General features: G+C 38.2%; 18 protein-coding genes and 1 pseudogene. 6 read left to right on the top strand and 13 right to left on the bottom strand.

What is annotated here, in order from left to right:
* Window positions 1-250: 250 nt before the first annotated feature.
* Together AC1M9L_RS13510 and AC1M9L_RS13505 are read right to left on the bottom strand one after the other, a co-directional pair.
* Window positions 251-817 (bottom strand): peptidylprolyl isomerase, encoded by a 567-nt coding sequence (locus AC1M9L_RS13510; protein ID WP_481589581.1) that lies wholly within the window; start codon window positions 815-817, stop codon window positions 251-253.
* Between the two features lie 165 nt (window positions 818-982).
* Window positions 983-2,053 (bottom strand): alpha/beta hydrolase, encoded by a 1,071-nt coding sequence (locus tag AC1M9L_RS13505; protein ID WP_481592406.1) that lies wholly within the window; start codon window positions 2,051-2,053, stop codon window positions 983-985.
* 199 nt (window positions 2,054-2,252) lie between these two features.
* Here AC1M9L_RS13505 and AC1M9L_RS13500 point away from each other — a divergent pair, with 199 nt between their 5' ends.
* Complete coding sequence (locus AC1M9L_RS13500) at window positions 2,253-2,705, top strand: cell envelope integrity TolA family protein (protein ID WP_092768671.1); 453 nt, start codon at window positions 2,253-2,255, stop codon at window positions 2,703-2,705.
* 194 nt (window positions 2,706-2,899) lie between these two features.
* Here the strand turns inward: AC1M9L_RS13500 and AC1M9L_RS13495 are convergent, their stop codons facing one another.
* Complete coding sequence (locus AC1M9L_RS13495) at window positions 2,900-3,151, bottom strand: hypothetical protein (protein WP_035269475.1); 252 nt, start codon at window positions 3,149-3,151, stop codon at window positions 2,900-2,902.
* Window positions 3,152-3,858: 707 nt separating this feature from the next.
* On the opposite strand from AC1M9L_RS13495, the gene grpE reads away from it, so the two are divergent.
* Window positions 3,859-4,431: a nucleotide exchange factor GrpE gene (grpE, locus tag AC1M9L_RS13490; protein WP_257219952.1), complete on the top strand. Its 573-nt coding sequence runs from the start codon at window positions 3,859-3,861 to the stop codon at window positions 4,429-4,431.
* A gap of 118 nt (window positions 4,432-4,549) precedes the next feature.
* Window positions 4,550-6,496, top strand: a complete 1,947-nt coding sequence (gene dnaK / locus AC1M9L_RS13485) for a molecular chaperone DnaK (RefSeq protein ID WP_481592405.1) — start codon at window positions 4,550-4,552, stop codon at window positions 6,494-6,496.
* Between the two features lie 42 nt (window positions 6,497-6,538).
* Here the strand turns inward: dnaK and AC1M9L_RS13480 are convergent, their stop codons facing one another.
* From AC1M9L_RS13480 to tyrS, 3 genes are all read right to left on the bottom strand, one after another.
* Window positions 6,539-7,423 (bottom strand): hypothetical protein, encoded by an 885-nt coding sequence (locus tag AC1M9L_RS13480; protein WP_481592404.1) that lies wholly within the window; start codon window positions 7,421-7,423, stop codon window positions 6,539-6,541.
* A 90-nt stretch (window positions 7,424-7,513) separates the two neighbouring features.
* Window positions 7,514-9,451, bottom strand: coding sequence for an ATP-binding cassette domain-containing protein (locus tag AC1M9L_RS13475; protein ID WP_481592403.1), 1,938 nt, complete (start codon window positions 9,449-9,451; stop codon window positions 7,514-7,516).
* A 151-nt stretch (window positions 9,452-9,602) separates the two neighbouring features.
* Window positions 9,603-10,835, bottom strand: a complete 1,233-nt coding sequence (gene tyrS, locus AC1M9L_RS13470) for a tyrosine--tRNA ligase (protein ID WP_171076798.1) — start codon at window positions 10,833-10,835, stop codon at window positions 9,603-9,605.
* 63 nt (window positions 10,836-10,898) lie between these two features.
* Here tyrS and AC1M9L_RS13465 point away from each other — a divergent pair, with 63 nt between their 5' ends.
* Window positions 10,899-12,026 carry an anhydro-N-acetylmuramic acid kinase gene (locus AC1M9L_RS13465; RefSeq protein WP_035269457.1) on the top strand — a complete coding sequence of 376 codons (1,128 nt, stop codon included), beginning with the start codon at window positions 10,899-10,901 and terminating at the stop codon, window positions 12,024-12,026.
* A 47-nt stretch (window positions 12,027-12,073) separates the two neighbouring features.
* On the opposite strand, the pseudogene AC1M9L_RS13460 reads toward AC1M9L_RS13465, so the two are convergent.
* Window positions 12,074-12,321: pseudogene (locus AC1M9L_RS13460) on the bottom strand (YdhR family protein).
* Window positions 12,322-12,386: 65 nt separating this feature from the next.
* Window positions 12,387-13,121, bottom strand: coding sequence for a DsbA family protein (locus AC1M9L_RS13455; RefSeq protein ID WP_481592402.1), 735 nt, complete (start codon window positions 13,119-13,121; stop codon window positions 12,387-12,389).
* A 117-nt stretch (window positions 13,122-13,238) separates the two neighbouring features.
* On the opposite strand from AC1M9L_RS13455, the gene AC1M9L_RS13450 reads away from it, so the two are divergent.
* Together AC1M9L_RS13450 and AC1M9L_RS13445 are read left to right on the top strand one after the other, a co-directional pair.
* The gene (locus AC1M9L_RS13450) at window positions 13,239-14,153 is read left to right on the top strand and encodes a LysR family transcriptional regulator (RefSeq protein ID WP_481592401.1); all 915 of its coding nucleotides are present in this window, start codon (window positions 13,239-13,241) and stop codon (window positions 14,151-14,153) included.
* 107 nt (window positions 14,154-14,260) lie between these two features.
* On the top strand, window positions 14,261-15,106 hold the full coding sequence (locus tag AC1M9L_RS13445) for an alpha/beta fold hydrolase (protein WP_481592400.1): 846 nt from the start codon (window positions 14,261-14,263) through the stop codon (window positions 15,104-15,106).
* Between the two features lie 35 nt (window positions 15,107-15,141).
* Here AC1M9L_RS13445 and erpA read toward each other — a convergent pair whose 3' ends face one another.
* From erpA to recF, 5 genes are all read right to left on the bottom strand, one after another.
* Window positions 15,142-15,477: an iron-sulfur cluster insertion protein ErpA gene (gene erpA / locus AC1M9L_RS13440; RefSeq protein ID WP_035268624.1), complete on the bottom strand. Its 336-nt coding sequence runs from the start codon at window positions 15,475-15,477 to the stop codon at window positions 15,142-15,144.
* A 143-nt stretch (window positions 15,478-15,620) separates the two neighbouring features.
* Window positions 15,621-16,625, bottom strand: coding sequence for a putative solute-binding protein (locus tag AC1M9L_RS13435; RefSeq protein ID WP_035268621.1), 1,005 nt, complete (start codon window positions 16,623-16,625; stop codon window positions 15,621-15,623).
* Between the two features lie 287 nt (window positions 16,626-16,912).
* Window positions 16,913-17,920: a putative solute-binding protein gene (locus tag AC1M9L_RS13430; protein ID WP_481589590.1), complete on the bottom strand. Its 1,008-nt coding sequence runs from the start codon at window positions 17,918-17,920 to the stop codon at window positions 16,913-16,915.
* Window positions 17,921-18,227: 307 nt separating this feature from the next.
* The gene (gene gyrB / locus AC1M9L_RS13425; RefSeq protein ID WP_035268615.1) at window positions 18,228-20,696 is read right to left on the bottom strand and encodes a DNA topoisomerase (ATP-hydrolyzing) subunit B; all 2,469 of its coding nucleotides are present in this window, start codon (window positions 20,694-20,696) and stop codon (window positions 18,228-18,230) included.
* A gap of 55 nt (window positions 20,697-20,751) precedes the next feature.
* Window positions 20,752-21,834, bottom strand: coding sequence for a DNA replication/repair protein RecF (gene recF / locus AC1M9L_RS13420; protein ID WP_481589591.1), 1,083 nt, complete (start codon window positions 21,832-21,834; stop codon window positions 20,752-20,754).
* Window positions 21,835-21,856 lie beyond the last annotated feature (22 nt).

The following is a 21,856-nucleotide window of genomic DNA, read 5'->3' as shown; positions in this document are numbered from 1 at the left end:
TCAATGCTAGAAGCTGGACTCGAAACACTTAACAACTCAGCAACCTGCTTCGCTCGTTTCCGTGTATCTCGTCGGTATGGGGTGCATTCTAGAGCATTTCGAAATCATTGCAAGTGCTTTTAACCTCATGTTTTATTGAGTGTTCTATTTTTATGCACCATTATGATTCATTAATAATCACATTTACACTTAACCCTATAATATTGAAGCAAAAATATTAATTTAATATTTCTGCTTCTTTTTTTAATCACTATTTCGCTTTTGAAGGTTTTATATTCACACTTAAAATTTTAATAGGATTTTTTGGCACATCTTGATGCATACCAAATCTACCAGTAGGCACTTTTGCAATTTTATCGACAACATCCATGCCTTTAGTTACCTGACCAAACACAGCATAACCAGGATTCATTGGCGCTTTATTTAGAAAATCATTATCCGCAATATTGATAAAAAATTGGCTTGTTGCTGAATCAGGCTGGTTTGTACGTGCCATGGCTAAAGTGCCACGGTTATTCTTTAAGCCATTATAAGACTCGTTCTTGATTGGAGGTCGATTCGCTTTTTCTTTCATCGATACATCTAATCCTCCACCTTGGATCATGAACCCTGGAATAACCCGATGGAAGATTGTGCCGTTATAAAAATTAGCTTTCGCATAAGTTTCAAAGTTCTTTACTGAAATCGGAGCTTTATCATTAAACAACTCGATTTCGATATCTCCTGCTGATGTTTTGATTTGCATATGCGTATTTGCTGCCAAAGACAAAGTACTCATTGCCGCAACAGAAGCACCTAACATCATTTTTTTTAACATACGCTATCCTCTTATTGATGTTTTATCTTATCTATTATTCACGAATCAATCGCCAGAAAAGATTCAATTTTTTGTTAAGCATCAAAGTATTTTTATTCGATTACTGTATATAAAGAAAAAATCCTGAGTTTCGTTTGAATCTCAGGATTTGAAAGTAAGCATCTATTAACTATTTTTATCCCAAAATCTTCTAAACTCTTTACTCATTTCAATCAACAATTTTTTAGAACGCCCTGAGACTAGCGTTAGATTAATAAATCCGTGTGTTTGGTCTTCAAAATCTTGATACAACACTTTAGTGCCATTTTGACGTAATTTGTGGGCGTAAATTTTGCCTTCATCATGCAATACATCATGTCCCGCTGTAACAACATAGGCTGGTGCCAATTTTTTTAGATTACCGTATGTTGGAGAGATTAGTGGATTATCCAAAGCAACTTTATGTCTTGTCGCGTAGTATTCTGTCACATAGTCAATATCGCTGTTGGTTAATACTAAACCATCTTTATACGCAAAGAATGATGGATGACGACTTTTGAAATCTACCGCAGGATATATTAAAAATTGAGCTTGAGGCGCATAACTGGCATTTAATGCACGTTGAGCAACGACAGCACTAATATTACCGCCAGCACTATCTCCTGCTATAGCAATACGGTTTTTTAAGATTTTAAAGTGACGGCGATTTTGATATACCCATGCCAATGCATCTTCACATGATTGAATCAATGATTGTGGAGAAACTTCTGGTGCTAAAGGATAATCAATACTGATTACTTGTGCTTTTGCATAATTCGCAATGATTCGGCACGCTTCATCATGTGTATTCACACTTCCGACAACAAACCCACCACCATGATAAAATACAATCATTGGTAGTTTTTTATTCGGAGCAGGATGATAATGTCTGGCAAATACAGTACCACTTTGTAAAGGAAGACGAATATCTTCTACATATTGAACATGAGATGATTTATGTGTGATGGATTGGATTTGATTTTCAAATTCTTTTCTTGATTTATCAATATCAGCGCCAATAAAGCCTGATTTTCCTTGTTTCAACTGTGCAGCCATCAAGCATTTTGTAAAGCTATCGAGTTGAGGATAGTCATAGGGATAGCCAAGTAACTTCACTAGAGATTCTTGAACGATCTTCGGGAGTCGATCTAATGCACGTCCTGCAGAACCCTGACCATTTTCAAGTAATTGTTGTATTTTTTGATTCACGATTCCGATCCTTTTAAAAATCTGTATTCTTCATAATTTCTACACGATCAGCCATTTCATGACTATTTTGTTAACTAAGTCTACTGATCAATATACAAACTTCAATTCCATTTACGCTAATCTGACTATAGCAGTCTTGTCATTGACTATTTAATCCAACATCAGGAATTTTTTGGTTGTCCTAATTCAACATATAAAGGTGAAAGCTATGGCAATAAAAGTAATGATAATGTCATTGGCCACAGCAGTTCTTGCAGTCGGTTGTGTGGCCTTCCCTGACGATGGCCCTTATTATAATGGTAATTATGACCATCGTTATGATCGTGATTATGATCGCAACTATGACCGTCAACGTTGGGAGAGAGAACGCGCACAACGTTTACATCAACAGCGCCTTGAACAAGAAAAGCGCAAACGTGAATATGAACGTCAACGCCAACAACGTGAATTAGCAGATCGACGTAATAAAGAACGTGCTGAGCATGATCGTCGTAAACAGATTGAACAACGTCAAAAGGAAATTCTAAAACAACGTCAAGCTGAACGTAATCGTTGGAATCAAGATAATCGTAAAAAAGCGATTGAAGAACAACGTAAGCGCTTAGAACAGGACCGCAAGAAGCGAGAACAGGAACGTCAACACGATCGCCGAGATCGTTAAGCTTTCTTGGACTCAAGACAATTGATTTAAAGTTACCTCACAAACCTAACATTCACATTTGAATGTTAGGTTTTTTTAAGTGCTGTGATTCTAAAAATAGACAGTAAAGGCATCCTGTTTACTCTCTATTCTCTGCTTTTTCATAAAATTTAATCCATTATAAGCAGTTTAAATGAATTAAATTTCATTGCATTTTACTCAACAACTTGAGGGGCTTCTGCACCTTCAGCTGGGACAGCTTGAATCGGTTCAGCAGACTCTACACTTGGGTCAGCTTGTACAGCCACACCATTTTGGGTATCCATTTCAGTAGTTGCCGCTTGCGCTATTGAAGCATCTGTTTGTGTGGTCGCTTGAGCAGTTTCAGCAGATTGGTTTGAAGTACAACCTACAGTAGCAAAACCAATAGCTGCAAATGCCAGGGAAATGAGACCTAATTTTTTCATTGTTTAATTCCTTACTTGAAACATTCAAAGTCAGAGTTAACTTTGAAGGCTTATCATTCCTGACTTTTTTATTTCATGCGTCAGTTCTTGGTTCAAGTTTCGATGACTTCAGGTTGAACTTATGAAAAAAGTGTAAAGAAAATGCAATTCAACTTTTATAGTTGAATATATCTCCTAAGCCATTTATTTAATTTATTTTTTAGTGAATATGTGGTGCGATATAAACCCTTTTTGAAGGTGACTGAATCACAGTGTGGCTACACGGTATATCGGTTGCTTAACATTGTTACTCAGATCTCGACAAGCAAAAAAAAACTCATCCAAGGAGGTTGGATGAGCTATTAAAAAGCAAAAACAAAATAAATAGAAACTACAGCGTTAGTATCTGGTTAAAGATAATACAGATTTGATTCTTTAAAAGGAAAGACTTGTTTTATCTGAATCTATATTTTTTATATATAAAATATACACTAAATCATATTTTTATAATCTTTCTCCAGTTCATCTCCTCGTCTTATTCTAGACTTTAGATTTCTCTAAATGAATCGAAAAATTTTCATTCCTTGTTCTAAAGATGAATTTAGTAGAAATAAACATCGTTTAAGCTTGAATTATTTATAGTCGCCCACATTACCTTTGTATTGATGAATTACACACGCATGGCAGTTCAGATTAACGCAGTTAACACTGATGCCAAAGGACTGTACATGTTTAAAAACCCATTTAAGCGGAGATCTTCCATGGCAAATGAGCAAAACGAACAAACTCAGGACGTTCAAACGGAACAAACTGAACAGCAAGTTGAAAATCAACAAGCTGAAGTTGAAGTTTCTGTAGAAGACCTTCAAGCGCAAATCGCAACGCTGACTGAAAACTTAAAATATGAAAAAGCAGTTGCTGCAAATGCGAAGTATGAAGCAGAAAAAACCAAAGAACGTTTAGAGCGTGAAGCGGATACTGCGAAAAAATTTGCTTTAGAGAAATTTGCAAAAGAATTATTGGATTCAGTTGACAACCTTGAACGTGCAATTGCTGCTGCAGGTGATGAAAAAACTCCTTTATCAGAAGGTGTAGAACTCACACTGAAGTCATTATTAGCAACATTAGAAAAATTTGGTGTTGTGGCAGTTGACACTGAAAATGGTTTTAATGCTGATTTGCATCAAGCAGTAGGTATTGCTCCAGATGCAAAAGCGGGTGAGATTGGTACGGTACTTCAAAAAGGTTACACCCTTTCTGGCCGTTTACTTCGTCCTGCAATGGTCATGGTAGGCCAATAAGTCAAGAAATACGGGAGTTTGTAAAAATTTTTTAAGTTTTTAACTTGAAAAATAATGAATGGCTCTCATATCGGATAACAAGTGAAAGATCACAACAAAATTTTCGAGGAACACATCAATGGCTAAAATTATTGGTATTGACTTAGGTACTACAAACTCATGTGTTGCAGTACTTGAAGGCGATAAAGTTAAAGTAATCGACAACGCTGAAGGCGCTCGTACAACTCCGTCTATTATTGCGTATAAAGATGGCGAGATCCTTGTTGGTCAATCAGCTAAACGTCAAGCGGTAACAAACCCGAAAAATACATTATTTGCGATCAAACGTTTGATCGGTCGTCGTTACGAAGATCAAGCAGTTCAAAAAGATATTGGTCTTGTACCTTACAAAATCATCAAAGCTGACAATGGCGATGCTTGGGTTGATGTAAACGACAAGAAACTAGCACCACAACAAATCTCTGCAGAAGTTCTTAAGAAAATGAAGAAAACTGCGGAAGATTACTTAGGTGAAACAGTTACTGAAGCGGTAGTTACTGTTCCTGCATACTTCAACGATGCTCAACGTCAAGCAACGAAAGATGCTGGTAAAATTGCTGGTTTAGATGTTAAACGTATCATCAACGAACCAACAGCTGCAGCGCTTGCGTTCGGTATGGACAAGAAAGAAGGCGACCGTAAAATCGCGGTTTACGACTTAGGTGGTGGTACTTTCGACGTATCAATCATTGAAATCGCTGACCTTGATGGCGACCAACAAATCGAAGTGTTGTCTACCAACGGTGATACATTCTTAGGTGGTGAAGACTTTGATAACGCGTTAATCGATTACTTGGTTGAAGAGTTTAAGAAAGAACAAAATGTGAATCTGAAAAATGATCCACTTGCGTTACAACGTTTGAAAGAAGCTGCTGAGAAAGCGAAGATTGAATTGTCTTCTTCGAATGCAACTGAAATTAACCTTCCATATATCACTGCTGATGCGACTGGTCCTAAACACTTAGTGATCAACGTAACACGTGCGAAATTAGAAGGTCTTGTTGCTGACTTAGTTGCTCGTACAATCGAGCCATGTAAGATTGCACTTAAAGATGCTGGTTTATCAACTTCTGATATCTCTGACGTGATCTTGGTTGGTGGTCAGTCTCGTATGCCGCTTGTACAACAAAAAGTACAAGAGTTCTTCGGTAAAGAGCCACGTAAAGACGTGAACCCTGACGAAGCTGTAGCAATGGGTGCTGCGATCCAAGGTGCTGTACTTTCAGGTGATAAAAACGACGTTCTATTACTTGACGTTACACCATTGACACTTGGTATTGAAACAATGGGTGGCGTGTTAACTCCAATCATCGAGAAAAACACAACAATCCCTGCGAAAAAATCACAAGTGTTCTCTACAGCTGCTGATAACCAGCCTGCAGTAGACATTTCGGTTTACCAAGGTGAACGTAAAATGGCTCAACAAAACAAATTGTTGGGTAACTTCCAATTGGGCGATATCCCACCTGCTCCACGTGGCGTGCCGCAAATTGAAGTATCGTTCGACATCAACGCTGATGGTATCTTGAAAGTATCTGCTAAAGATAAGAGCACTGGTAAAGAGCAATCAATTCAAATTAAAGCAAACTCAGGTTTGAGCGATGCTGAAATTGAAGCGATGATCAAAGATGCTGAAGCGAATGCTGAAGAAGATCGTAAGTTTGAAGAACTTGCTAAAGCACGTAACGAAGCTGATGCATTAGTTTCTTCTGCTCAAAAAGCAGTAAAAGACCTTGGTGAACAAGTGACTGCTGATGAAAAAACTGCGGTTGAAACTGCTGTTTCAGAACTTGAAGCTGCAACAAAAGAAAATGATGTTGACGCGATCAAAGCGAAAACTGAAGCACTTCAAAACATCATCATGCCGATCACTCAACGTGCTTATGAAGCTGCGCAGGGTGCTCAAGGTGGTGCGCAAGGTTTTGATCCAAATGCATTCCAAGGTGATGCTGCTGGTCAGCAACAAAAAGCGGACGACGGCGTTGTAGATGCTGAGTTCACTGAAGTGAAAGATGACAAAAAATAATTTGTCTCTTTAAATAAAAGACCGCGCGAAAGCGCGGTTTTTTTATTTAGTAGATAATGATTCTTGGATTTTCTGATCTGCTAGAAGGAAGTTAAAGATTGAAGTTAACCAAATGATTAGAATGAAACATCTTTCTTTGGTAAAGCGATCTAAAATATTTCCATGAAGTATTTCATTTCGATCATTATTAATTTTTAATTCACTATCTATCTTATAAGCATCTAATTCCTCGAAATATATATTTGTATTTTTAGCTATTATAATTTTATGATATATACCAGTGATAGATTTATTATTTTTTATTATCTCTTCTTCATTTCTTTGATTTGTATATCTAATTTCTTCTCCACAATATTTATAAGATGTACCATTCCTGAGAAGAACATTTTGATAAACTAAATAATCAGTCAATATCCCCTCAAGTTGTCCATACAAAAGAGCTAAGCAACCGGCATAAAAATCTAACTCATAAAGCTTAAATGCTTCTTGGATTATATTTTTTCTCAGTTTAAAATTTTCTCCTAAATTTATTTCATCAAATTTCGAGAAAAACATTTCATCAAAATAGTTAGTTTTTATGACATCAAACAGATGTAAATTATCAAGATTATCTTCATTTTCAAAAATTAATTGAATGAAACAAGCCAGAGAAAGTGTTTCATTTACATGTGATAAATTTGTATTGTCTTCAAGCGAACCTAATAAATTATCTAGATATGGCTCATATTGTTGGAATTTATAAATTCCCTCAATGAAGTTTTTTAATTTTTCTTGGTCAATGCTGTTTATTATATTTTGTAAAGCTTCAGCCATAGGAATTAAAGCTTTACCAATTTCATTTACAAATACATATGTTCCTTCGGCAAATTTTTGAAGCCCTTTATAGAATTCAGTATCTGTATTTAATTTTATTTTTTCTAGAGCCATTAATTCTTTTTCTTAACATAAACATAAGATTTCAATCATATACATTTAAATAAAAAAAGCCCAATCTAAATTGGGCTTTTTTATCACTCATTATTCATCAAACGAACTTTCCAACTCTTCAAGTTCCATCATCAGTTCAAGCATTTTTTCTTCTGCTTGTGCTAATTTTCCTTTTAGTTCCGTTTGTTCATTCATCAATTTTAAAAGATCATCTTTCCGAGACGCATCATAAAGTGATGCATCCCCTAAAGCATCCTCAATTTGAACTAAACGTGGTTGAATCTTTGCAATCTCAGCTTCCAATTTTTCGATATTTTTACGAATTGGGCGGCTCATTTCACGGCGACGCGCAGCTTCTTTACGCTGTGCTTCTTTATCTACTTTAGAAACTACAGGCTTATCTATCACTTGAGATTTTACTGGCTCAGGTGCTTGCTGCCCTTGCTTCATCAACTCTGCACGTGCTTGACGTAACCAGTCTGCATAAGCGACCAGATCACCTTCAAACTCACGACATTTACCGTTATGCACTAGGAGTAATTCATCACAGACACTTGCAATTAATTGGCGTTCATGTGAGACCAACACCACTGCCCCTTCAAAGTCTTGTAGTGCCATAGTTAATGCATGACGCATATCCAAGTCTAAATGATTGGTCGGTTCATCTAAAATTAAAACATTTGGACGCTGCCAGACAATCAAAGCCAATGCTAAACGTGCACGCTCACCCCCAGAGAAGCTTTCACACGGCGTATCCATACGCTCACCAGAGAAACCAAAACTCCCTAAGAAGGCGCGTAAAGTCGCTTCACTAATCTTTTTATCTGCAATACGAGATAACTGCAACATTGGACTCGCATTACCATCTAATGCATCCATTTGATGTTGGGCGAAATAACCAATATTAAGTAATTCGGATGCTTTGCGTTGACCTTGAATTAAAGGTAAATCACCCACCAATGATTTAATTAATGTGGACTTACCTGCACCATTCATTCCCAGTAAACCGATACGGCTGGTTGGCGTGATTTGTAGTTTCACATTGGTCACAATCAGTTTGTCGCCATAACCAATATCAGCACTATCCAGTTGTAACAACGGAGAACTCATTTTGGTGGGTTCACGGAAGCTAAAGGTAAAAGGCGTATCGACATGCGCAGCAGAAAGCTCTTGCATTCGTTCGAGCTGTTTAATACGGCTTTGTGCCTGTTTTGCTTTGGTTGCCTTAGCTTTAAAACGATCAATATATTTTTGCAGATGTGCACGTAGCTCAAGCTGTTTCTCATAGGCTTGTTGTTGCTGAGCTAAACGTTCACTTCGGGTACGTTCAAAGGTTGAATAGTTGCCGGTATAAAGCGTTAGTTCTTGGTTTTCAATATGCAAAATATGGTCGGTAATGGCATCCAAGAAATCACGGTCATGCGAAATCAGTACCAATGTGCCTTCATATGCTTTTAACCAATCTTCTAACCATAAAATAGCGTCTAAATCTAAATGGTTCGTCGGTTCATCAAGTAAGAGTAAATCTGAACGACTCATCAAAGTACGTGCAAGATTTAAACGCATACGCCATCCACCAGAGAAACTTTTTACACTAAGTTCTGACTGATGTTCAAAGAAGCCTAGCCCAGCCATCAGTTGTGATGCTTTAGACGGCGCTGAGTAGCCACTAATTTCATCAAAACGACCATATAGATTTGCCAAATCTTGATCAGATAATCCCTCAGGATGCTCAAGTTTGTGTTGGATATCCCAATACTCTTCATCACCGGATAGAACGAAATCAATCGCTTTCATATCCAGCGCTTTAATCTCTTGCGCCATATGCGCCACTGTCCAAACCGATGGTCGTGTTAATGAGCCACCATCTGATTCCATGCCTCCAAGTAATGCTGAAAACAACGTCGATTTTCCTGCACCATTGACACCTGTTAAACCAATCTTCCAACCAGGGTGAAGTTGCATAGACGCTTTTTCAAATAAAATGCGACCGCCGCGGCGAATGGTAAGTTGGTCTAACTGAATCATAGATATTCAAACAAATAAGTATTGGATGGCGCATTTTAATGGATTTCAACCAGAACAACCAAAAATTAATCCATCTTTCATCTTCATTTCATTCTTGACATAAAAAAGCCATCACTTAGGATGGCTTTTGAATCATTCAAAACTTTATGATTTAGTCAGTAAAAGTTACTTTAGCAATGGCCTTTTTACCTGCTTGAACAATCACTGTTTTATTTTCGTTAATTGAGAATGATGCATCCACCACCTCCCAATCGACTTTAACGGCTCCACGTGAAACAGCATCTTTGGCTTGCGCTGCATTTTTGGTTAAGCCCGCTGCACGAACAATAGAAGCAATAAACATTTCACCACCGAATTCACCACGTGAAATCGTCACTTCTGGCGTTCCTTCAGGAAGCTCACCTTCTGTGATGATATTCCCTGCACCTTTATGTGCATTCGCAGCAGCTTCGCTTCCATGGAAACGCTCCACTAACTCGAGCGCTAAGATACGTTTAATTTCTTGAGGGTTACGACCTTCAGCCATTTCTTTCAATAAGCCTTCGATCTCTTCCATTGACTTGAAGCTCAGCAGTTCGAAATATCGCTCAATTAAGCTGTCTGGCATTGAAAGTACTTTTTGGTACATCGCACCAGGTGCATCAAATACACCAATGTAGTTACCTAAAGATTTAGACATTTTGTTGACGCCATCTAAACCTTCAAGAATTGGTACAGTGATACACACTTGTGGCTCTTGATTATAACGACCTTGTAAAGTACGCCCCATCAACAAGTTAAAGGTCTGATCCGTACCACCTAACTCAACATCTGCCTCGAGCGCGATAGAGTCATAGCCTTGCACCAATGGATATAAAAACTCGTGAATCGCAATCGGCTGTTGGTTGTTATAGCGTTTAGTAAAGTCATCACGTTCAAGCATACGTGCAACTGTTTGCTGTGAAGCCAATTGAATCAGGTCAGCAGCAGTTTTTTGAGCAAACCATTCTGAGTTAAACACCACCTTAGTTTTATTTGGATCAAGAATTTTGAACACTTGTTCCTGATAGGTTTTCGCGTTTTCTAAGACTTGCTCACGTGACAATGGTGGACGAGTTGCACTTTTACCTGTTGGGTCACCAATCATCGCAGTGTAATCACCAATCAAGAAGAATACTTCATGACCTAAGTCTTGGAACACTTTAAGCTTGTTAATTAATACCGTATGACCTAAGTGTAAGTCTGGTGCTGTAGGATCAAAACCCGCCTTAATTTTCAAAGGACGATTCAATTTTAATTTCTTCAGAAGATCTTCTTCTGAAATAATTTCATGTGTGCCTCGTTGAATGAGGGCAAGTTGTTCTTCAGCAGGCAGGAAATTTGACATCACAAAACCCAAATACATCTGTTGTTCAATTTGTGCGATATACTAACACTTTTTCAGCACAATGCAGGCTTAAGAATAATCATGACCACAATCTACATTGGTGTAATGACTGGCACGAGTATGGACGGCGTCGATTTTGTAGCCGCTTCTTTTGATCCATTACAGATCCATGCAACGCTGACATTAGCCTTTGATCCAGATTTACGTGATGAACTGATGGCACTTACTTTGCCAGACGATAATGAAATTGACCGCATGGGTAAAGCTGATGTCGCTTTAGCACAGATGATCGGTCATGGAATCAATCAACTTATACAAGAAAATAATCTCGATAGAACTCAAATAAAAGCCATTGGATCTCATGGTCAAACGATTCGTCATCGTCCCGAACATGGATTTACCCTGCAAATTGGTGATCCCAACATTATTACTGAAATCACTCAAATTCCTGTGGTATCAGATTTTAGACGCCGTGATATGGCTGCTGGTGGTCAAGGTGCACCTCTAGTGCCAGCATTCCATCAAGCCTTATTTCAGCATCCGACGATACACCGTGTGATCTTAAATCTCGGTGGAATTGCCAATGTCAGTATGTTACCTGCGGGTGATCCTAAAGGCGTATATGGTTTTGATACTGGACCAGCCAATATTTTGATGGATGCTTGGTGTGAACGTTACACAGGGCAGCCTTATGATGAAAATGGCAATTGGGCTGCTTATGGTACGCCTATTCGTGCTTTGCTTGATCGTTTGCAATCACATGACTTTTTCTCGAAAGAGCCGCCAAAAAGTACTGGTCGTGAAGACTTTAATTTGGAATGGTTGGATGAACAAATTGCGGATTGGCGTAGCGATGTTGAATACGATGAGCTTGAAGATACGCCTGAAAATGTTCAAGCAACGCTGATGAAACTCACGACACGTGCCATTAAGAAAGCCATTTATCGTTCCCCTATGGACACAGGTGAAGTTTATGTCTGTGGGGGTGGTGCATACAACTCACAATTATTAGAACAATTACGTTGGCGTTTACGTAAACATGAGTGGAGTGTTCAAACCACAGCAGATTTGGGATTAGCACCGACTTGGGTGGAGGCGACCGCTTTTGCGTGGTTGGCTATGCGATTTGTAAACCAACTTGCTGGTAATTTACCTGAAGTGACAGGAGCTCAAGGAGATCGAGTTTTAGGAACGATCACTGCGGTTTAAATGAAGAATCGATGTATCCACTATCCTGAGTTGATACATCGATTTACTTAAACAGGTGCAAAATTCAATTTTGAAAGTGGCAAGTTTACAGCAAAAATTCGATGTCTACATTCAGTAAAGCCATTTTCCCTTAAACGCTGAAGATGCATATTTAGATAATCCTCTGCATCTGCTTGGCTTTCAAATAAGTAAATTCCACTGCTTCTTTGGACGCTTCATTTTCAGTCCAAATTTTCCAAATCAAGCCTTTCTCATTTGCTATTGAATCCGCGAGTGTTTTGAAACTTTCAAACATTTCATGACCCCACGGTCCATCATAGGGGAAATCAATTTGTAGAATAATTGCCATTCAACTTTTCCTTATATACGCGCATCTTTGATTAAGTCATCAATAGCTTGTGTTAATTTTTCCAATGCCACATGACCAGAGCCTATGATTTTGACATTGTCTCCATGACGTATCACAAAACTTGGGAACCCTTTTATGCCCCAACTTCTGTTAAGCTTGAACTCTTCATAGGTCGCTGTTTGGGTCTCAGGTAATTCAAACAACGTTGAGAATACGTCAAAATCTAGCTCAAATGTTTCACATATACTTCGATAATATTCAAGCTCGTTCGGATCTTCACCATCCACATAAAATTTATATTGGATTTCTGAAAAAAATGCCAAAAGTTTTTCATCATGATGATCATGGTCTTGCCAAAGTTGTCGAGCAACGTAAACAGCACGTGCTGAAGGCTCGGTATCATAGTTAAAATGTGCTCTTTCTAACAATTTTTCAGTGAAAGGTTGTTTAGTCAGTCTCTGAATATTTTTCCATTCGGTGCGTAAAAAATTCTTGAAAGTATCGGTCCAAGCATCACCTCCACCAGGTCTTAAACCACCGCTAATCACTTGAAAGCCAACACCATGCTGGATTGCATATTCACGCGCTTGTTTAATGACATTTGAACTTCCCCAACACCATGAGCACATTGGGTCACCCACATAAATCAGGCTGAGGTCAGATGCTACATTGACCACTGCATTTTGGCCTTTTTCCAATTCGGCTACTGAACAAGTACCGGTTTCTAAATCACAATTCATTGTCATTGCTATGTCCTCAATTTGCTAAATCAGATCATTTGCTACATCTGATCGATTGACTTAACTTAGCGGTTCTATAATGATGTGAATAGACAATAAAAATGAAAGGTGGTGTTCGATTTTATGAACAGCTTACCCTACTCAATCGATGACCTATATTGGTTCGTACTGATTGCAGATGCTGGAAGTTTATCCGCGGCAGCAAGACGTTATGATATTGCTAAATCCACGTTATCCAATCGACTTTCAAGACTTGAAAAATCCTTAAATATTAGATTATTAAATCGAAATACTAATTCAAGCTCAGTAACTGATGCTGGTAAGATTTTCTTAAAAGAAATCTCCCCCCTATTTCATCAAATTGAATCGCTGACGAACGATCTCACACAATTAGAAATACAACCCAAAGGTCGAATTCGAATAGCTGCTTCGGGAACTTTTGGAAAATTGGTGGTATTGCCTTTAATCTCTCAATTTTTAATTGAATACCCACACATTGATATTGAAATTGATTTGAATGACAGCAAAGTTGATTTAATTTCTGGAGGATATGACTTAGCCATCAGACTTGGTGATTTAGCAGACTCTACACTCCATGCTCAAAAGGTTGGACAAGTTCGAAGAATTTTATGTGCCAGTCCGACCTATCAAATGCATTGTGGCATTCCTGAACACCCAGAGCAACTGTGTGATCATCATTTTATCTCGCATAACCGCGAGCTGTCCAAAATCACACTTTTCAAAAACGGTACGATAAAAAAATTTAAAATTTATACCCATTTGATGGTGACACCATCCGAACATGCACTTGCTGCTGTAGAAGCACATTTAGGTATTGCCGCCGTTGCAGAAATCCAAGTGGCCCATCAATTAGTCAACTCAACGTTAATTCATATTTTACCTGAATGGTCTCTAATCCCTGAAGATGTCCACTTGGTTACTCCGAGCTTAAGCTATCGGACCTTAGCTTTGAGACTTTGCTTAACGTTCTTACAAAAACAAATCCCAATACAAATACACCGTTTAATCAACCCATAATATTGTCAGACAATGAACGACCTTCTTTCACCTAGAACTGACCCGTTCAGCCCTAGTTCTATCATCCAAATTTGATAAAGATATGTAAAGGAAAGAGGGTATTGATTATGGAAAAACAACAACGAATCACTGAGTTTCAAAAAGGTAATCTTATTTTTGATGTAATAGACAGCGGTCCAATCGATGGCAGTCCAATTGTGCTATTACATGGTTTTCCTGAAACATCAAAAATTTGGCAGCATAGTGCCGAAATACTAAACCAACATGGTTTTCGCACCTATGCGTTAAACCAACGTGGATATAGCTTAAGGGCTCAACCGAAAAAACGCGCAGATTATGCCATTCAACATTTAGCAGATGATGTAAATGTTCTACTCGACTTAATTGGAGAGCCTTCATATATCGTAGGACACGACTGGGGCGCAGTCGTTGCTTGGGAAGTTGCTCTACGTTATCCTAATAAAATTAAACATTTGACCGCGATCTCCGTCCCTCACAAAGCAGCATTTATGCGGGCTTTTTACAGCAGTACACAACTTTTTAAATCCTATTATATGGGACTATTTCAGCTTCCATGGATACCTGAGTTGCTCTTTAATAAAACACCTCAAATTGGCGAGGCTTTATTAAAAAATTCTGGGATGACAGTTGAACAATTAAATAACTTTAAACAAGAAATGATCATAGAAAAACGGCTCAGCCCATCACTCAACTGGTATCGAGGTTTACCTTTTAGCTCTAATAAAACGCTATTCAATAAAGTCAAAGTTCCCACTTTATTTATTTGGGGCAAAGATGACGTTGCAATTGATGCGAAAGGTGTTCAGTTCAATCAAAATTATGTTGAAGGTCCATATACGGAAATTCATTTAGAGGCGAATCATTGGATTCCAGTTCAAAATTATCATGAGCTGACTGATTTAATTCTGAAAGAACAGCAAAAATTATCATAAAAAAAGCCCGCTTAGCGGGCTTTTTTTGCTGCATATTAAATTGAGAATGAAGATCCACAACCACATGTCGTTGTCGCATTAGGATTTTGCACGATAAAGCGAGATCCTTCCAAACCTTCGACATAATCAACAACTGAACCAACGAGATATTGATAACTCAGTGAGTCAACAAGCATCTTCACATCACCATTCACAAATTCAGCATCGTCTTCATTTTGAGATTCAGCAAAATTGAATCCGTAAGAAAAACCAGAGCAACCACCACCTGTCACATATACACGTAACATCAAATCTTGATTTCCTTCGCTCTCACGAAGTTGACGAACTTTATTCGCAGCATTGTCAGTCAGCTCAAGTGCTTGGGCAGTCATGATGGATTCCTCAAAAAATTAAATAGGCTTTGAAATTAAAAGACCATATATCAAGTATAACATACTCAATATATGGTCATAACTCGAACTTTAAAGTTTATTCAGAGTAAATTTATCGGATTTAAATGTAACGTCCTATGAACTTATTTGTAGTTCTCATCCTGCAAGCTACATTCGAAGTTTGTCGGTTCATTCTTACAACGGAACTGCCAAAGTAGTTTCATCATTTGTTTGTTGTAAACACCTTGTTTAGTAAGTGCAATACGAGATTCACGCATTAATTTTTGATAACCAGGTTTATCTCCAGCTGGAACATTCATCCAATATTTAGCCGGAATATCCGCTTTCATTTTGCCTAAAATTTGATTCGCACGTGGTAATTGTGTTTTCACCCAATCACGCGATTTCTGTCCGAAACCTTCAGGGAATTTATCATGACGAATGATGATATTACCGGTCACTTGAAGAATTGGATAATTCACAATTGCACCTTTCGTTCCTAGCCCTTTATGAAGTTCTAAAGGACGGAATACCGCTGCTGGTGCACCAATAATATCAACTTGGCCATTATTGAATTTACTACCAAAATTAGTGACATCAGAACTCACTGCTTGCGCACCAATTTGCTGTACCATAATTTTTTGTGCCTGATCATAATCAAGTACGGCGATCTTTTTACCCGCAGCTTTAGCAACCGTATTAATACTACGATCACGCACCATTAAATAAGCATCGCCAACAGGAATCACACCTGCAACTTCATAGTTGCCATTTTTCATATGCTTTGCAAAGGTTGGACTTGCTAAACCTTGCATAACTTTGACAGCTAAATTGAGATTAGTAATCGCACCAATGGCATCTAAAGAGCCAGTGAAATTATTAAACTGACGACCACGCATCCCTGTGATACTTACACCGTCACATTTACCTGCTTTGAAATCTTCAGCAATTACGCCTTCATTTTGTCCGACTTTAAGCTCAATATCAGCTCCCCACTGCTTAGCAGCAAGTTGATAATCTTTCATTAACGCATAGACATCGCCGTTTTTCCCGACGAGATCAAACACGCAGACGACTTGCTTTGCTTGTGAAGCCGTTGCAGCAGTCATTAAACCTGCTGATAATAATAATGTTTTGGTTAAATTCATTTTATTGTTTCCTATTCCTTCTTTCTTATAGTCTCGAATATCCCATATCGAACACCTTAAACTTCAGTGTCAGTGTGTTGAACTAAAATGAGATTACACGATCCAATTGTGTAGATACTGATCCTGAGATGCTGTATGTATATGGTTTTTAGATACAGATCATTTAAATACTACTTATTGTGATTAAAGCATACTTTTTTCTTATAAATGTGCATTGGCGAAAATGACATAAAATGAATAAAAAAAATCCTAGACCAGGTCTAGGATTTTTTCTTTAGAAATCAGAATTATTCACCACCAAGTGAACATTCGAAGTTGGATTTATCGACAGAGCAACGTGCTTTCTTAAGAACAGACATCATCTCTTTGTCATAAATACCTTGTTTAGTGAGATCCATACGACCATCACGAAGTAGTTTTTGATATTTCAGCTTTTCTTCAGCTGAGAATTGCATTTTGTACTTAGCAGGAATTTCACCCTCTAAACGCTTGATCATTGCGTAGCTTTTCGGCAAGTTTTTAACAAACCAATCACGTGATTTTTGACCAAACCCTTCAGGGAATTTTTCAGGCTTCATCACAAAGTTTGCTGTAATGTGTACCACAGGGAAATCAAACATTGCCCCTGTACTACCTAAACCTTTATAAATTTCAAGAGGCTTATAGGCATATGCTGGTGCACCCACCATATCCACCTGACCATTATTGAACTTCGCAACAAAGTTTGAAACATCAGATCCGACTGCTTGAGCACCGACACGTTGCACCATAATTTTTTGTGCGGGGTCATAGCTTAATACTGCGAATTTCTTACCTGCAGCTTTTTCGATTGAATCAATTTTTTTATCACGCACGAAAATATATGCTGCCCCTAGTGGTGCAATACCAGCCACTTCATATTTTTTCCCACCGAGATTTGTGACCATCTTTGCAGCATTACGTTTGTCTAAAGCAAAAGTAATCGCACGTTGTGCAATTGCATTTGATGGTGCGCCACCTAAAGAGTCAATCGAACCCACAAACTTGTTATATTGACGAGCACGCATCGCTGTTAAGAAAACAGCATCACACTTACCTGCTTTAAAATCATTATCGGCTACAGCCTCATCTTGACGTGGAATCAGATTGATATCTGCACCCCAGCCCTTTGCTGCCAATGCCCATTCTTGAGCCATTTGAAACGATTCACCAGACTTACCGAGTAAATCAAATACACACACATCAACCTTTGCTTGAGCAGTTGAAACCATACCCATGGTTGAAGCCGCCAATAAAGCCAGAGTTGTTTTTTTCATTCTTAGTTCCTTTTAAGCATTTAAATGGATTCTTTTCCATGACAAAAATTTTAATCACTCTCTATTTAAAAAAATAGAGCTATTGCTCTATTTTTTATTATCTAATTATAAATTATTGAATTTTATAGTTTTAATTATTTATTAATTTCGTAAATGCTTATTTAATTATCTTTATATTTCATATAATAAATAAAATATGTGACTTCAAGCACATCATTTTATTGAAATTAATTCCAAAAAAATGACTTAAGATTTTAGATTGATACAAAAAAAGCACTCCTAAGAGTGCTTTTTTTAACTTATAGCATTAAGCATCAATATCTGCATTCAATGCATTCTCTTCAATAAATGCACGACGTGGTTCAACATCATCACCCATGAGGCAAGAGAACATGCGATCTGCTTCAATTGCATCATCAATCGTCACTTGAAGCATATTACGATTTTCAGGATCCATCGTGGTTTCCCAAAGCTGCTCTGCATTCATCTCGCCCAAGCCTTTATAGCGTTGGATCATCATGCCACGGCGTGAATCTGCCAATACTTGTTGCCATACTTGATGGAAGTTAGCAACATTGACTTTACGCTCACCTTTTTGCAAATAAGCCCCGTCTTCAAGTAACGTAAACCAACTCTTTGAGTTTTGAAGTAAACGTTTATATTCACCTGAACCCAACAAACCAGCATCTAATAAATAGTGATGAGGAAGGTTGTGTACATACACTGTTAAACGTGGCCAATAATGTGTTTCACGTGAACCATCTGCGAGTTCTTTTTCGAATGCTTCGAGCGTGAATTCAGGTCTTAAGCTTGGCTGTTGTGTTTCAATTGCTTGACGCAATTGCTCAGCCCAAGACGTCACATAAGCTTCATCTTGATTTTGATCTAATTTAAATGCATCTAAACCAAGTAAAGCATCTAACAAAGTTGCAGGATAACGAATCGTTAATCGCTGTAAGCTTTTTTGTGATGTCTGATAATCAGCAATGACTTTTGCAAGCGCTTCACCACGAATCGCAGGTGCGTCAGCACTGATATGTAATGCCAACTCATCAATTGCATTCGAAATTAAATATGTTTCAAGCGCATCATTATCTTTAATATACTGCTCTTGCTTACCTTTCTTTAATTTATAAAGTGGTGGCTGAGCAATATAAATATGACCACGTTCCACTAATTCCGGCATTTGACGGAAGAAGAACGTTAATAACAGCGTACGAATATGTGAACCATCCACGTCCGCATCGGTCATAATAATAATTTTGTGGTAACGTAATTTGTCTGGATTATATTCTTCACGACCGATACCACAACCTAATGCTGTAATCAGTGTTCCGACTTCAGCAGAAGAAATCATCTTGTCAAAACGAGCACGTTCCACGTTTAAGATTTTACCTTTGAGCGGTAAAATCGCTTGCATTTTACGGTTACGACCTTGTTTCGCTGAACCACCTGCTGAATCACCCTCGACAAGATATAGTTCAGATAAAGCTGGATCTTTTTCTTGGCAGTCCGCCAATTTACCTGGAAGACCTGCTATATCAAGCGCACTCTTACGGCGAGTCATTTCACGTGCTTTACGCGCCGCATCGCGTGCACGTGCGGCATCAATAATTTTACCCGCAATTGATTTAGCTGCAGCTGGATTTTCAAGAAGATACTCTGAAAAAGCTTTATTCATTGCTTGTTCAACAGCAGGTTTTACTTCACTCGATACCAATTTTTCTTTGGTTTGAGAAGAGAATTTTGGATCAGGAACCTTCACTGAAACAATTGCTGTTAAACCTTCACGTGCATCATCACCAGAAACTGCAACCTTCTCTTTTTTGAGTAAGTTTTCGTTTTCCATGTAGTTATTAAGGCCACGAGTTAAAGCAGCTCGGAAACCAGCTAAGTGAGTACCACCATCTTTTTGAGGAATGTTATTGGTAAAGCAACGTACGTTTTCTTGGTACGTATCATTCCATTGCAATGCAACTTCAACACCAATGCCATTATCAGCTTGCGTGGTAAAGTGAAAAATATCGTTAAGATGCGTTTTTCCTTCGTTAATGTATTTAACGAATTCTGATAAACCACCCTCATAATCAAATACATGTTCTAAACCAACACGTTCGTCACGTAGAACAATTCGGACGCCCGCATTTAGAAATGACAGTTCACGTAAACGACGAGCTAAAATATCGACATTGAAAATGGTCTGACTGAATGTTTCAGCACTTGGATAAAAACGTACACGAGTACCTGAACGATCTGTATCGCCCACCACCTTTAAAGGGTATTGAGGGTCACCATGGCGGTATTCTTGTTCATGAATTTTACCAGCACGATGAATTGTGAGTTCCAGTTTACTAGACAAAGCGTTTACAACTGAAACACCTACACCGTGTAAGCCACCAGAAACCTTATAGCTGTTGTCATCAAACTTACCACCCGCATGAAGAATCGTTAAGATGACTTCAGCAGCAGATACACCTTCTTCAGGGTGAATATCTGTGGGAATACCACGACCGTTATCTGCGACAGAAACAGATTCGTCTTCGTGAATGGTAACCAGAATTTCATCACAGTGACCAGCAAGGGCTTCATCAATCGAGTTGTCCACCACTTCAAACACCATATGGTGTAAACCAGTACCATCATCCGTATCACCAATATACATGCCTGGACGCTTACGTACTGCGTCTAAACCACGTAATACCTTGATGCTAGAGGAATCATAAGCCTTTTCAATGGTTTGTTCTGTTTGAGAAGCAGCTTGATCTTCTGAACTCATGGTTACTCCCTAGTGAAAAAAAGGTCTATCCAAAGATGGAGAAAACTTCAAAAAATTATTGCACAACAACTTGAACAGAACCGTTTTCAACATTGAATAATTGATAGGAAATAGACAAATCATGTAAATGCTTTTGTACAGATTCATGGTCTAAAGTGGTAATGAAAACTTGACTACCAAGTTGGCTCAATCGCTCAATTAAACGTTGTTGTGCGGTTATATCTAATTCTGCTGTCACATCATCTAATAATACCACAGTTTCCTTATTAGACGCATGCAACATTGCGATCTGTGACAATTTTAAAGCCATGATTAATAATTTTTTTTGCCCCCGTGACAGTACGGCATCTGCATCTCCTGTTGGGGTTTTTAACTTTAAATCTGCACGGTGTGGACCATATTCTGTATAGCGTCTTTCGCAGTCTTTTTGATGATACAAAATCAAGTCTTCAGCCAAGCCATGTTCCACATGAAAGCCTGCTGCATACTCCATATGGATCTCGATATCTGGTAATAGTGTTTTAAGATCTTGCTGAAAAAATATCTGCCACTGTTCAACAATGGACTGACGTTGTAAATGTAATATTTCACCGTACTCACTAAGCATTTTGTTCCATGCTTCTAAATCTTGCAGCGTCAGATTACGTTTTGATTTTAATAAGCTGTTTCGTTGTTTTAAAGCTCTAGAATAAAATTGCCATGCATAATAAAAATCTGGTTCCACGTGAAACATTAACCAATCTAGCAATTGTCGTCTTGGTTTAGCTCCGTGATCAATAATATCTGTACTCAGAGGGTCAATAAGCTGTAATGGTAAAATTTTGGCTAGCTGTCCTTGCGTGGCAATACTATCCCCATTCACTTTAATATTTTGCTCACCTGTAATGAGCTTTTGCATACCAATCTTTTCAGTAGCAGACTGTGCAAATACAATCGCATCCTGCATTTGATTTTGAATGTAATGTTTAGGAATATGTGTACGAAAAGATCGACCAGTGGCCAATAAGTGAATTGCTTCTAATATAGACGTTTTTCCTGAACCATTTTGTCCATAAAAAACATTAAACGGTTGCAACTCTTGGAGTGCAACCGCTTTTAAATTTCTCACACGCTGGATATTTAAACGCGTAATGAACATGACCAGATTAAACTAAATCAAA

The organism is Acinetobacter sp. ANC_7511 (assembly GCF_056779975.1).
This window is presented reverse-complemented; position numbering and strand designations above follow the sequence as displayed.